Here is a 13,934-nt window from a genome sequence, read left to right as displayed (position 1 = left end):
AGGCAAATTTAACAGAGCCTATTTTTAAAGAACGCAAAAAAGAGGGGAGACATATCCCCTCTTAAAAAAACCGGTAAATGCAGGTTTCCTTAAAAATAGACAGACCAATCCCATTGCTCTGAACATAGGCAGAGCCTTCAAACGTATTCAATTAACGAATGAAAAGCGGGTATTTTAGTCTCATTGATGCTGTCAAAAGGAAAACCTCCATTTCATCTATAAGTAAAGTAATCATAACAAATGGGTCTCACTAACGCAAAGGATTTTTTTGAAGCGGATTTTGTCCACATTAATTACTGTGGTGGAACAGGAGGAAAGTAATAACATAGAGATAAGAAAGATAGGTGATGGGACGCTTCATAACTCCTCCTAGCGTTTGTCTCTTCGTAATATTTTACATATTATTCCATATATTAGACTGCTAGAGGATTATGAATTCGTTTTGAATTGATTATTCTCCATATTTTGGATATGGTTTTAGAAGGGAGGTTTTTCAGTTGGAACAATACAAAGGATTTTTTATAACCTTGGCGCTCATTTTGATCATCGTGCTATTTAACAAATACTTAAACTGGTGGGTAAAAGGCATCATTACTGCCTATTATTTGGTCGTTTCCTATATTTTCATTTCAGTGAAGGATAAAATTGACAAGCAATATGAAAATATCCGTCCGGTACCTGAAGCCTATTGGGACAAAAATACAGATTGGGTTTACACAATCGCGAATTATTTATTTCTTCCCTTCATCGGGATCCTCCTTTTCATCTACTTTAAATGGTTTACTAAGGCTCAAAGCAGGAAGGCAAAGGTACTTATTGCAATAAGTTCAATTCCTGCCGCTTTTCTCGTTATCTTTTTTAGTTTCTTATTTTCATTTGGTTATGGATATAGACCTTAGCACCTATGGGTTTTAAAAAGGAACTATTCATATAGGAGGTTAAAATAAGTAGAGAGGCCACTCCTAATTGCCTCTCTAGAAAACAACTAAACTTTATCACACCAACACTTTTATGCGTTTATACTTTAATCAGTTGAAATAATGTTCAGAATAGAGTAAAATTAAATTGGTCGAACTATCACAAGTTGACCCCCTATTATCCTTGAGCTTAGGAATTTCTAGGCTCTTTTTTTGCTTGTTTTTCACAAAAAGTGCAGCATAAAGAGATTAGGCGCGCTTTTCGCCTGATTATCTTCTAAGGTCACTTTACTTCCCGCCTATCGGGAGCACCGTCGAATCCTTAATCTCCCGCAACGCCAAACTGGTTTGTATTTTGGTAATCCCCAATTCATTGAGCCTTCTAATGAACATCTCAAGCCCCTTGCGATCCTTACAGGCCACTTTTAATAGATAATCATACTCACCTGTTAAACAATGGCACTCCAGGACTTCCTCCATTGATTCCAATGTTTTCTCCAGAGATTCCAGTTTTTCAGCCTGATGCAGATTGGTGCTCATAAACACAAAGCACAATAGATCAAAGCCCAGTTTTTCATGGTTTAAAATGGCGACCTGCTTTTTGATATAACCCTCCGCCTCTAACCGCTTGATTCTTGCATGTACAGCTGGGGCCGATAAGTTAACCCGCTTTGAAAGCTCCAGATTGCTTAGCTGTGCGTCCTTTTGAAGCAAATCCAAAATTTTTACATCTACATGATCCAAAACCTTGCTTACAATCGATTCCACCATCCATCAGCCCTTTTCAATTATTCCAAAAACGCGCAAAACCACATGCTTAAAATGAATTTTTTAAACTTATAATCTATAATACTTACATTTATTTTGAATTAATCCAATTATACAGAATGTTCTTTTGTTCATGAAGAGAAATGTTAAAATAATTCATATAGATAATGTCATTGTGCACAATGGCTCTAATTCTTTATATAAAAGGCTGTTTCCGTAAAGGTTTGTTGCTTATTTATACTTAGTTCAATTCGCTGAGTTGATTGGAGCGGAGGGCAATTGACTCCTGCGGGAGGAGAGGGAGCGGGAGACCCCGCAGGTGAAACCGAGGAGGCTCCCGTTCCTCCCCGCGGAAAGCAAGTGCCTGCAGCGGAAATCAACGGGCTAAATTCATAAGAAAAAACAACATTCTATGAGAAAAACAGCCATTTGAAAAGAAAAGGGGCTAACTGAGTGAAATATTATTCTTTATTGCTATTAACCAGCTTTCTTTGGGGCGGTAATTTTATTGTGGGAAAGACACTTGTGGAGCACGCTTCTCCTGCTGCCTTGACCATTTTAAGGTGGGCGATTGCGGTTATCTTTCTGATCCCGCTTGTATGGCGGAAGGAAAGAAAGCTGTTCCCACCAAAAGCATCCATCCTGCCTTTGTTTTTAATGGGGATCACTGGTGTAGCACTGTTTCAGGCACTGCAGTTCATGGCTCTGGAAAAAACATCGGCAACGAACGTTGGTTTAATCTCCACATTAAATATGTTTTCCATTGCAGCATTCTCTTTCTTTTTTATAAAGGAAAAGATTAACTCGCTCCAATTACTTTCAATGTTCATCTCACTGTTTGGCGTTTTGCTCGTCCTTTCAAAAGGGAACTTGGAATTATTATTTTCGTTGCATTTCAATATGGGGGATCTCTATATGATGGCAGCTGTGGGCATGTGGGGAGTTTATTCGGTCTGCAGCAAATGGGCGATGGCCACCGTCACACCGATGATGTCGATCCTTTACTCCGGCATTTTCGGGCTTATTGTCCTGCTTCCTTTTAACATTTCAAGCTTCAAGGTAACGAATCCAGATGCTTCTTTTATTCAATCCATTTTGTATACTGGCCTGGTTTCAACTGTTCTGTGTATGGTCCTTTGGAACATCGGAGTGAAGAAACTTGGCCCTAACACATCAGGATTGTTCTTGAACTTTAATCCCGTTTTTACAGCCGTTCTGGCATTTGCTTTTTTAGGAGAAAAAATGACTTGGATTCAGGGTGCAGGCAGTGTCATTGTGATTGCAGGCTGCTTCTTATTTTCAATTCTAAAAAACAAGCCGGTCAAAATACTGAACAGGAAAATAGCGGCACCTGCCCCCTTTTTACCTCGAGAGTCGGTTAAACAAAGCCAATAAAATAATACGTAAAAGTGCCTGTCTCATCATTCAGATAAGAGACAGGCACTTTTTTAATAAGATCCGATCTTATGCTTTTTTAGTTGTGATCTTTTTTCTTATATCCACTATATGCTCCTGGTGATCTTTGCTGACTCCCATGGTTTTTAACTCATCCTTCAATCCTTTGTAAGTTGAATAACACATGACAAGCATGAGAACGGCTAATGGAATAGAGGTTGCCACTAATGCTGACTGTAATCCAGACAGCCCGCCTGTCATAATTAATACTGATGAGACGGCTGCAATGACAACGCCCCATATTACTTTTGTTGGGTGAGATGGGTTAGGATTCCCGTTTTCACTAATCATCCCTAATACAAAAACGGCTGAATTGGCAGAAGTTATAAAGAAAACGAGTACAAGCACCATCGCTAAAATACTTAGAAATACACTCATAGGAAAATACTCAAAAAACTTAAACAAAGCAGAGGTTACGTCTGTAGATACGGCTGTTGCAATGGCTGTTTCCCCCATGTTTTGAATCAGGTCAATGGCTGAGCCGCCCATTACAGCAAACCAGAAGAATGCTCCAATAACAGGAATGAAGATAGCCCCGATCATAAACTCTTTGATGGTTCTTCCCTTTGAGATTCTGGCTACGAAACTGCCGACAAGCGGAGCCCAGGCAATCCACCAGCCAAAATAAAACAGTGTCCAGCTCGCAATCCAGGATCCCTCACTATAGGGTTCTGTCCTAAACGACATCCCAATGAAATTTTGAGCATAATCCCCTATGCCTTGAAAGAAGATCTTTAAGATGGATTGGGTCGGCCCCAGAAACAGGATGAATGCCAATAACGCAAATGCCAGTATCATATTCAGGTTCGAAAGGTTTTTCATAGCTCCATGGAGGCCTGAAACTGTTGAACCTACATAGATTAAGCTTACAACCAAAATAATAGCGATTTGAGAGTAGAAGCTCACTGGTATACCCCATAGATAATTCATACCGCTATTCACTTGCAATGTACCAAAGCCAAGGGAAGTTGCTATTCCAATAACAATGGATAGAATAACCATAACATCAATCAGCTTGCCAAAAGGGCCTCTAATTTTGTCGCCCATTAGAGGATAAAAAACAGAACTTAAAGATGCAGGAAGCTTTTTGCGGAACTGGAAAAAGGCCAAAGAAACACCTACTACAGCGTAACACGCCCAAGCAGAGACTCCCCAATGAAGATAAACAAACTGCATGGCCAGCTTTGCGGACTCTTCTGAAGAACCTTTTCCGAAAGGAGGATCAATATAGTATGAAACGGGCTCTGCGACACCCCAAAATACCAGGCTTATGCCAATAGAAGCGCTAAATAGCATTCCTACCCATGTAGCTGTTTTGTATTCAGGCCTGTCATGGTCTTCACCCAGCCTAATTTGCCCAAACTTGGAGAGTCCAATATACATACAAAAGGCAAAGAAGAAAAAGACACTAGCAAGAATAAACCAGCCCAGATTGTTATAGATAAATTCCAGAGAGTTATTTGAGAAGCTTTCCATTTGCTTTGGGGCAAAGACCCCTATACTTATGAAGACCAAACTTATAGCTAACGAGGAAAAAAATACAGTTCTTTTACCGTTCATGCCAACACTCCTCTTTTCAAATATCGAATTTTCAGTATTTTTAATGTAAGCGGTTTCCTATTTTTCCAAAAAAAGAAATTAAAGACCAACGAGACTTTACTTTTGAGATTGAACCCTCGTCGCGGAGGTAAATCGAACAGGCTCGTAAAAAATTGTGCTCTTTCCTTTAAAAATGCAGGATTCTATTTTTTTATTTCACTATTATTTTGGTCATTTAATAGATTCGTTGAGGCATATCCGTCACAATGTCAGCTTTATCGGTCAAATTTCAGATATATCAGCCACTTTTTCGATATATCAGTCAGATTTTTATTTTATCGGTCACTTTCTAGATATATCGGTCAGAATTTCATTTTATCAGTCACTTAGCGGTGCATCAGCATTCTTGCTTTTATAAGGTGACAATAGGTTTAAATCACCCTGCTAATAAAAGTTAAGTATAAAAGAATTAGGGGAAAAATCAACCTATACCATAGGAAGAAAATTTCTTCTTCCTATGATATCTATTGACCTTTAAGCCCTTATTTTCCCCGCTGATATACGGGTATCAAAGAGGTCAATGATTCGATCTGCCACTTCGCTTGTAGAAGCTGTTCCACCCATATCAGGTGTCAGAACCTGATTCTCAATCAGCAGCTCTTCCAATGCATCGAGTACGTGCTTCCCATAGCTTTCATAACCGAAAAAGTCCAGCATCTGACTGACAGACCAAATGGAAGCAAGCGGGTTGGCAATCCCCTTTCCGGCAATATCAGGAGCTGAGCCGTGAATAGGCTCAAACATGGATGGATATTTTCTTTCAGGATTAATATTGGCACCAGCTGCAAGCCCTATTCCTCCTGCAATCGCAGCTCCCAAGTCTGTTAAAATATCACCAAATAAATTGGATGTGACGATCACTTCAAATCTCTTTGGATCCTTAACCATCAGCATGGCTGCGGCATCGACCAGGTAGGAGGCTGTTTCGACATCAGGGTACTCAGCGCTTATTTCTTCAAAAACCTGATCCCAGAAAACCATTGAATAATTTAAGGCGTTCGCTTTCGATATGCTTGTAAGAGACCTTCCTTCTTTACGGGCTGTTTCAAACGCATACCGGATGATTCTTTCCGTCCCTTTACGGGAAAATACACTATTTTGCAGGACAATTTCATTAGGCTGTCCCTTAAACAGCCATTCACCTGCACCAGAATATTCACCTTCACTATTTTCCCTGATAAATAGCATATTGACGTCTTCCCGTTTTACATCCACTAAGGAAGTTTTTGCCCCTTTCAGCAATTGTACAGGCCGGACATTCACATATTGATCAAACTCTTTGCGGATTCTTAAAAGCAGATCCCATAAAGAGATATGATCAGGGACGCCGGGAAACCCGACCGCCCCCAAGTATATGGCATCAAACTCCTTCAAAACATCCATGCCATTTTCATCCATCATTTTTCCATGCTTCGCATAAAATTCACAGCCCCAAGGGAAATAAGTGAAGTCAAAACGGAAGCCAGAATCCATCGCTGCCACTTTATTCAGCACTTTGATTCCTTCGCTAATCACTTCAGGTCCGATTCCATCTCCAGCGATAACGGCAATTTTATAATTTTTCACAGAAATCTCCCTTCGTCCTTAGTTATTATTCCAAACGATTAATTTCATTTCGGTCATTTCTTCTACTGCATACTTAATGCCTTCACGCCCGGTTCCGCTTTCCTTTACACCGCCATATGGCATTTGGTCAACACGGTAGGTTGGCACATCATTGATAATGACACCCCCCACATGCAGTTCCTGTGAAGCATACATGGCATGTTTCACATTGTTTGTGTAAATTCCGGCTTGCAGACCAAACCGTGAGTTGTTAACCTGCTGAACCGCTTCTTCCATCGAATGGAATTTATTTACAACAACAATGGGTGCGAATGCTTCCTGGCAGGACACCTTTAAATCATGCTCGGCATTCGTAATGATCGTAGGCTCAAGTACTCCATTTCGAAGGCTTCCGCCAGCCGCAATCTCTGCGCTGCTGCTTTTTGTTTCCTCAATCCAGCCTAGTACTCGATCAGCCTCTCCTTTTGAAATTAATGAAGAAATATACGTATCCGGTTCAAGCGGATCGCCAACCTTCAGCTGCTTTGCAGCCTGAGTAAATTTCTCTGTGAACTCTTCATATATATCTTCATGTGCAAAAATGCGCTGAAGCGAAATACAAACCTGGCCCTGATTCGAAAAAGCCCCCATAATGCAGCGGTCAATCATTTGATCAATATCGGTATCTTTATCAATGATTAGTGCTGAGTTAGAACCCAGCTCCAATGTCGTTTTCTTTAATCCTGCCCTATTGCGGATCCCAATCCCAACTTCCGGGCTGCCTGTAAAGGTGACCATGCTGACGCGGTCATTCCTGACAATTTCTTCTCCCACTACACTACCAGGACCGGTTACAACGTTCAGCACCCCTGGCGGAAGGCCTGCCTCTTCAAATAATTCCGCTATAAACAACGCTGAGAGCGGTGTCTGCGAGGCTGGCTTTAAGACGATTGTATTCCCGGCTGCAATCGCCGGACCTACCTTATGAGCTACAAGATTCATAGGGAAGTTAAAAGGAGTGATGGCCCCGATGACCCCAATCGGTTCTCTCAATGTATAGCCAATGCGGCCGACACCGCCTGATGCAGCATCAAACGGAATTGTTTCCCCGTGAATGCGCTTCGCTTCCTCAGCCGAAAATTTATACGTTTCAATCGTTCTGGCCACCTCCGCTTTTGAAAACATGATCGGTTTAGAAGATTCGCGGGTAATAATCGCTGCAGCTTCATCTGCTTTTTCAGTCAAAAGGGAAACCACTTTTTCTAAAATCTCAGCTCTCTTATAGGCTGGCATCTTTGCCATTAAATGTCTGGATTCGTATGCAGCATTAATGGCCATTTCAGTCTGTTCTTTATTGGACATCGCGATTTGAGCAATTTCTTCACCTGAATAAGGTGAATAGAGGGATCCGTATTGATCTGTTTCTACTTTTTCTCCGTTAATCATCAGGTACTTTTTCTTTGGCTGAACTCCGGTTAATTTACTCATTTAGGGCCTCCAATACCATTTCATGAAATTGAACGATTGCCTTCTCTGAAGACGAATATCTACCTTTATTGAACGCTCGTGAACGGAATCCAATCTGCTCCAATTCGACCAGTTCAATATCCTCTGAACGGACTTGCTCCGCAAAAGTCACTAAATCCTTCTCTGCCTGGGATAGGTTTTCATCGCGGAAGTAGTAAGTATAGACAGCCATGGATGTTTCATGATCAATCGGAATGATTTGAATGGTAGCCATATTGCCTGGTCCAGGGTAAATGGTCAGCATCAGATTTGGCCATAACCAGTAGAATTGGCCGCCTTGCATTTCCGCTTCATTTAAATTAACCGTTCCATACTTTTTATCCGGCTTGACAACCGTTCCTTGCATGGAATAATTCTCACACGTAATAATCTGGTAATCATTCATATCAAGTGCCGCCACAAAGCTTGGATGAGCAACATGGCAATGGTCACACTCCAAGTAGTTATCCATAAAAGCTTTCCAGTTTGCTTTGAAGATACGTGTTTTTTGGCTTGTTCTTTTTAGGTCACTTAAAAACGTATTCTTGCTTAATCTTTCGAAGAAATCTCCATATGACTCACTTAATGGCTTTGCATGGTCATCCAAATTAACAAAAATGAGTGATTCCAAAATTTCCATCCTTACTGAACGCAGACAGGCATCCTTTACACATGCCTCATCCTCCCCTTTGAAGTTAGGCGCTTTATTCAGCTGGCCATCAAGCTTAAAAGTCCACCCATGATAAGCACATTGAAGAATCTTCTTATTTCCGGCTTCATTTTTTTCAAGCTTTGTCGCCCGATGCGGGCAAACATTGTAAAACGCACGAACGATATCATCTTTACCGCGATTTACGATAATAGGCTCCCCGGCTACCTCAGCAGTGAAGAAATCCCCAGCCTTCTCCACCTGGCTAACGTGTCCTACCAGCTGCCAGGACTTTGCAAACACAAGGTCCATCTCTTTTTCTAAAACTTTCGGATCAGTGTATTTGTCATACGTTAATGTTCTTTCGAATGTACGGTTTGCTGCATTTTGCACTTTATTGTAAGCAGTCATGATATATCTCCCTCTTAAATGAATTTTTTTAATTTAAATGAATGAACCAGTTTTTTCCTTACTCGCCATAATGCTTGTACTATGAAGCGGCTGTACTTTTGAGCCTGGATCAATATAAACCTTTGCATTGCTGACAGCAGTCGGCGCCTCCCCAAATCCGCTGGCAATCAGCTTTACTTTCCCTTCATAGGTACAGATATCACCAGCTGCATAAATCCCGGGAATATTCGTTTCCATTTTGGAATTTACCAGAATAGCATTTTTCTCTATTTCCAAACCCCAATCCTTAATAGGCCCCAGTGAGGATACAAAACCAAAATTAACGAGTACATCATCAGCTGGGATGGCCATTTTTTCCCCGCTGCTTGTGTTTTTCACCATCACTTGTTCTATTTCATCTGCCCCAGCCAGCTCCACTGGCACATAAGGCGTCAACACCTCTACTTTGGACTCCATCAAACGTTCCACACTATGCTCATGCGCCCGGAACTTATCCCTCCTGTGAATCAGGGTTACTTTTTCGGCGATTGGCTCCAGCATCAAAGCCCAGTCAACTGCTGAATCTCCGCCGCCGAAGAGTACAACCTTTTTGCCGGCAAACTGCTGTAAGTCTTTAACAAAGTAGTGAAGATTTTTAGTTTCAAATTTGTTCTCACTCTCGATGTTTAATTTCCTCGGCTGAAAAGCACCGTTCCCCGCTGTAATAATTACGGCCTTTGAATAATGGGTGCCCTTATTCGTGTGAATCACAAATGATTGATCAGACTGGCGGACGATAGCTTCGACAGCTTCGCCTAAACAGACAGACGGATTAAATTGATTCATCTGCTTTAACAAGTTATCGATCAATTCTTGCGCTCTTACCTTTGGAAAACCAGCGATGTCATAAATATATTTTTCAGGATATAGTGCTGATAATTGGCCGCCCAGCTGCGGAAGACTCTCAATCACTTTGACTGAAGCCTGGCGCATCCCCGCATAAAAAGCGGTAAATAAACCAACAGGGCCTCCGCCGATAATAGTGATATCGAAAGCATCAGGGGAATTTCCCATTACTGAACCTCCTTTATGTCGTTCTATACACTTTTTAATGCAATTACTGTGCCAACAGTGCAAACCCTTGACAATAAAGCAAAAAATTTTAAATTTACTGAAAAGGGATACTAATTGAGTTAAAATGAACTCAATTAGTAGATTTAGTTGAACCAAAAATGACTCAAGAGGGTGTTCAAAGAATGAAAATGCCAACAAATACGAGTAATGTAGAAATGACACTGGAAACGTTATTAAAAATTCTCGATTATTCCTCTGATGAAATCTTTGTTTTAGATGGAGAAATGCGGATTTTATATGTGAATAAGGTATGTGAGAGGCATTATGGACTTAAGCCAAGGGATATCATTGGAAAGTACAATGTGGAACTTTTTGAAAAAGGCTACTGGAAACCTTCTATTGTACCTGAAGTATATCGGCGGAAAGAGCCGTGCTATATGAGACAGCAGACCTATATTGGGGCAGAGCTGATGACTACGGCGATCCCGATTTTAAATAATAAAAGTGAAATTGAACTGGTTGTCATCACATCTACGGAAATACAAAAAATGAAAATGATGAATGCGAGAGAGGATAAAAGTGAGTCAAAATTAACTCAGCATGATGAGGATGAGGAAATAACCATTGTGACCAATAGCGGGGAGATTAAAGGAATATTGGAGTTTTGCAAAAAAGTAGCACCAACAGATTCAAATATACTTATTCTAGGAGAATCCGGAACTGGAAAAGGTGCCTTCTCTCAATATATTCACAAAGTCAGCAATCGACATAAAGGACCCTTTCTTGCCATTAATTGTGCTGCCATTCCGGAAGAATTATTGGAGTCTGAACTATTTGGCTACTCAAAGGGTGCCTTCACCGGGGCAAATAAGTTAGGAAAACGAGGATTAATAGAAGCAGCGGATGGAGGTACGATCTTCCTGGACGAAATCGGCGAAATGCCCCTTTCCGTGCAGGCTAAGCTTCTCCAGCTTATTCAGGAAAAACAGTTTATCCCTGTAGGAAGCAGCGAAATGAAGAAAGTCGATGTCCGCATCATTGCCGCTACCAATCAAAATCTGCAGACTATGATTCAAAACAAATCATTTAGAGAAGACTTGTTTTATCGCTTAAATGTAATAGACATTCACCTGCCGCCATTAAGGGAAAGAAGAGAAGATATCATTCCGCTCACCTACAATTTTCTGAATAAATTCAACCAAAAATATAACGACAATAAAGTCATTTCTGAAGAATGCCTAAATATCCTTACTCACTATTCCTGGCCGGGAAATGTGCGCCAGCTCGAAAACTTAATCGAACGGTTAGTCATTATCAGCAATTCTATCATTCAAGTATCGGATCTCCCTGACATGATTACAGAAAATATCGATCAAGCTTTCTACCCATCTACTACATCTGCTACACTGGATCAAGCTATCGACGAGACGAAACGAATGATGGTCAGGCAATCATATGAAACTCATAAATCAACCAGAAAGGTAGCAAGTGATCTTGGAATCAGTCAAACCAAGGCAAGCAGATTAATTAAGCAGTATTGCTATGAATAATAAGGTTTACTAAATCCTGTCCCTGTATATACAGTCAGGGGCAGGCAATAAAAAAAATAGAGGTGGATCTATAACAGCCAACTTATTATCACCATGGACTTTCCTAATGTCATGACAACTACTTATACCGAAAAGCCCCGCAGCTGATCTTACATAAGCACCCGTTAGTGAACGATCAAAAATCACGCTATATAATGAAGAAATATCTGATATAACGCTATGCAAAGTCCTAAAATACTCGCTTTCATTTTAGACGGATGGTTTCTTTTGCTGCGAAACAAGTAAAAGAAAACTACTATAAATCCCAAGGGAATCCATAGCTGAAAGATACCTTCTTTTGTACTGTGAGAGAAAATTGGAGCAATGTAAGTGCTAATCAGAAAGTAAAAGAAAACCGAAAATCGTCGAGTCTCTAATTGCTTGCTCCACCTTACTAAAAAGAACATAATAATTATTGCTATAACTGTAATGTGTAAAGGGGGTAGAACAATACCAAAGTTCCCAAATTTAAACTCCATTCTATAGCCCTCCTTTATTATAGTGTATCATCTTTTATGGTAATATTCGGAATATTTTTTATGCAATCATATCTACTTCCGTAAATATCACTTAACCATATTCCTTCAGGTAACCTGCCCGTTAGCACAATATTAAAAAGCTGCCATAATGACAGCCCTGGGTCCCATCTTTACGTTGCACTAAAACCCTCTTTTCTTCGTGGTTTCAAGCTTAATCCTTTGAAACGAGTTGGCGTTTTGATATTGCATTTGGGAAAAAAACAAAAACTCACCACTGGATAGACTTTTCAATTTTTGACGGAAGCAAAAAAAGCTGCCTAGTGGCAGCTGGACTTAAAGAATACATCCTTTAATGAGAATGAAGCAATCATTCGCAAAGCAGAAACCTTCAGTTATACGGCAGGCTCCTTTAAGTTAATTGCATCGTAGTAATACAAGTAGCGTCATTTTCAAAAGTTGAGATTTCTGCTTCTGAAGCTTTTCCATCATGTTTAATCTTTATTTGATAAGTTCGATCTCTTGGGAGCCATAGATCGAAAAACCCATTAGCTTGGGATTTTACCTTATCATTTAAAATCACATTGCCTTCCGAATCTTCAATATATACCTCAAACTCTTTCTCAGTTAATTCGCCTTGACAACCTGTCAAGCTATGATTCGTTCAAGGGTGAGTTTCATTAACATAAGGGGCAATTGAAACGAAAAACTCTTCTTTCGGCAGATCGTAGGCTAATTCGTCACCATCTGCTTCTTTAACGAGCAGCTGCTCCGAGGTAATAGATGCAGACCCGCTCTTTATGTTTCCAACACTGTAATCATTCACTAATGCCTTGATATCGTCAGGTTTAACAGCATCCTCATCATTTGAATCTGCCTGTCCACAGCCAGCTAAAATAATAGAAATAAGTGAAGCAGCCAGAACTATTTTTATCTTCATCGTTTTCACATCCTTATTCAAATCATCTCTTTTTACTATACTCAGTTAACAATAACAAATAAATATGAAGAAATTATGAAGACTGAACATACCATCCAGCATGGTATCCATTCTTTCAAGCCTTTCATTCATTTTCACTCAAAGATCCATCATTTAATTTTCCTTTTCCGTTCACCGCCCATTTAGGGTATTTAAGCTATTTTAATAGTCCTATCTACTTCTTATACTAATGGTTAGGAAAAATTAGTCTGTGATATTAAGCACCATTTTCCAATGATGGATTGAAATTTATGCCCGTTAGTGCGAGTGCTTAGATTTCCAAACAATATGCTATAATTTGGAGGGTACTATAAAAATAGAGGTGACTATTCTTGGCCATACATGTTGTATTATATCAACCAGATATTCCCGCTAATACCGGAAATATTGCACTTACTTGTGCTGCAACGGATACAGCCTTGCATTTAATCCGGCCACTTGGCTTTTCTACAGATGAAGAGATGATAAAACGAGCAGGTTTTGATTTCTGGGAATCTGTAAATATAACGTATTATGACTCATTGGATGACTTTTTTTCAAAAAATCAAGGTGAGTTTTACTATATTGAGACCTTTGGTGAAAAAACACATTCATCCTTTGATTTTAGTGATGGATCAAAGGAACATTATTTTATGTTTGGAAAAGAAACAACAGGTTTACCAAAAGATCTGCTAAAAACAAATAAAGATCACTTTTTGAGAATACCAATGAATGATCATGTTCGTTCACTCAACCTTTCGAATACAGCTGCTATATTGGTGTATGAAGCTTTGCGCCAGCAGGAATTTCCCAATCTAAAATAAAAAGAGGCTGGGACATAACTAGCTTCGAATAATAAAAAAGGTGAATTTGAGCTTGCTCAAATTCACCTTTTTCTATTTTTAGGAGTATGACATTCTGTTACCTTAGTGGTTGGCAGTGAATTTTCTTAAATTCACCGCCATTAACGCGAGGCCCATTTCGTTTTCCGCCTTTGATTTTCCTCGT

Annotated in this window: 11 protein-coding genes; 4 read left to right on the top strand and 7 right to left on the bottom strand. The window is 40.0% G+C overall.

Annotation, left to right across the window (positions count from 1 at the left end; genetic code table 11):
• Window positions 1-497 precede the first annotated feature (497 nt).
• A complete protein-coding gene (locus tag J7I93_RS18340; RefSeq protein WP_214727375.1) occupies window positions 498-899 on the top strand; it encodes a hypothetical protein in 402 nt (133 codons plus the stop codon).
• A 306-nt stretch (window positions 900-1,205) separates the two neighbouring features.
• On the opposite strand, the gene J7I93_RS18335 is transcribed toward J7I93_RS18340, so the two are convergent.
• Complete coding sequence (locus tag J7I93_RS18335; RefSeq protein ID WP_214727500.1) at window positions 1,206-1,685, bottom strand: Lrp/AsnC family transcriptional regulator; 480 nt, start codon at window positions 1,683-1,685, stop codon at window positions 1,206-1,208.
• A 453-nt stretch (window positions 1,686-2,138) separates the two neighbouring features.
• Between J7I93_RS18335 and J7I93_RS18330 the strand changes: the two genes are divergently transcribed.
• Window positions 2,139-3,080 carry a DMT family transporter gene (locus tag J7I93_RS18330; protein ID WP_214727373.1) on the top strand — a complete coding sequence of 314 codons (942 nt, stop codon included), beginning with the start codon at window positions 2,139-2,141 and terminating at the stop codon, window positions 3,078-3,080.
• 69 nt (window positions 3,081-3,149) lie between these two features.
• Here the strand turns inward: J7I93_RS18330 and J7I93_RS18325 are convergent, their stop codons facing one another.
• The 5 genes from J7I93_RS18325 to J7I93_RS18305 form a co-directional block, all read right to left on the bottom strand.
• Window positions 3,150-4,700 (bottom strand): BCCT family transporter, encoded by a 1,551-nt coding sequence (locus tag J7I93_RS18325; protein ID WP_214727371.1) that lies wholly within the window; start codon window positions 4,698-4,700, stop codon window positions 3,150-3,152.
• A gap of 513 nt (window positions 4,701-5,213) precedes the next feature.
• Window positions 5,214-6,305: a tartrate dehydrogenase gene (locus J7I93_RS18320; RefSeq protein WP_214727369.1), complete on the bottom strand. Its 1,092-nt coding sequence runs from the start codon at window positions 6,303-6,305 to the stop codon at window positions 5,214-5,216.
• Window positions 6,306-6,323: 18 nt separating this feature from the next.
• Complete coding sequence (locus J7I93_RS18315) at window positions 6,324-7,772, bottom strand: aldehyde dehydrogenase family protein (protein WP_214727367.1); 1,449 nt, start codon at window positions 7,770-7,772, stop codon at window positions 6,324-6,326.
• Window positions 7,765-8,850 (bottom strand): aromatic ring-hydroxylating oxygenase subunit alpha, encoded by a 1,086-nt coding sequence (locus J7I93_RS18310; protein WP_214727366.1) that lies wholly within the window; start codon window positions 8,848-8,850, stop codon window positions 7,765-7,767. The genes J7I93_RS18315 and J7I93_RS18310 overlap by 8 nt, the downstream gene beginning before the upstream one ends.
• Window positions 8,851-8,883: 33 nt before the next feature.
• Window positions 8,884-9,903 carry an NAD(P)/FAD-dependent oxidoreductase gene (locus J7I93_RS18305; RefSeq protein WP_214727365.1) on the bottom strand — a complete coding sequence of 340 codons (1,020 nt, stop codon included), beginning with the start codon at window positions 9,901-9,903 and terminating at the stop codon, window positions 8,884-8,886.
• Between the two features lie 182 nt (window positions 9,904-10,085).
• On the opposite strand from J7I93_RS18305, the gene J7I93_RS18300 reads away from it, so the two are divergent.
• Complete coding sequence (locus tag J7I93_RS18300) at window positions 10,086-11,453, top strand: sigma-54 interaction domain-containing protein (protein WP_214727364.1); 1,368 nt, start codon at window positions 10,086-10,088, stop codon at window positions 11,451-11,453.
• A gap of 927 nt (window positions 11,454-12,380) precedes the next feature.
• On the opposite strand, the gene J7I93_RS18295 is transcribed toward J7I93_RS18300, so the two are convergent.
• Window positions 12,381-12,908 (bottom strand): CueP family metal-binding protein, encoded by a 528-nt coding sequence (locus J7I93_RS18295; RefSeq protein ID WP_214727363.1) that lies wholly within the window; start codon window positions 12,906-12,908, stop codon window positions 12,381-12,383.
• 371 nt (window positions 12,909-13,279) lie between these two features.
• On the opposite strand from J7I93_RS18295, the gene trmL reads away from it, so the two are divergent.
• On the top strand, window positions 13,280-13,750 hold the full coding sequence (trmL, locus tag J7I93_RS18290) for a tRNA (uridine(34)/cytosine(34)/5-carboxymethylaminomethyluridine(34)-2'-O)-methyltransferase TrmL (RefSeq protein ID WP_214727362.1): 471 nt from the start codon (window positions 13,280-13,282) through the stop codon (window positions 13,748-13,750).
• Window positions 13,751-13,934: the final 184 nt, after the last annotated feature.

The sequence above is a fragment of the Bacillus sp. ISL-47 genome, from assembly GCF_018613175.1.
GTDB lineage: Bacteria > Bacillota > Bacilli > Bacillales > Cytobacillaceae > Cytobacillus.
This window is presented reverse-complemented; position numbering and strand designations above follow the sequence as displayed.

Coding starts and splice junctions, on each gene's coding strand:
- J7I93_RS18325 (WP_214727371.1), bottom strand. CDS start 4,700: ATGAACGGTAAAAGAACTGTATTTTTTTCCTCGTTAGCTATAAGTTTG.
- J7I93_RS18315 (WP_214727367.1), bottom strand. CDS start 7,772: ATGAGTAAATTAACCGGAGTTCAGCCAAAGAAAAAGTACCTGATGATT.
- J7I93_RS18310 (WP_214727366.1), bottom strand. CDS start 8,850: ATGACTGCTTACAATAAAGTGCAAAATGCAGCAAACCGTACATTCGAA.
- J7I93_RS18305 (WP_214727365.1), bottom strand. CDS start 9,903: ATGGGAAATTCCCCTGATGCTTTCGATATCACTATTATCGGCGGAGGC.
- J7I93_RS18300 (WP_214727364.1), top strand. CDS start 10,086: ATGAAAATGCCAACAAATACGAGTAATGTAGAAATGACACTGGAAACG.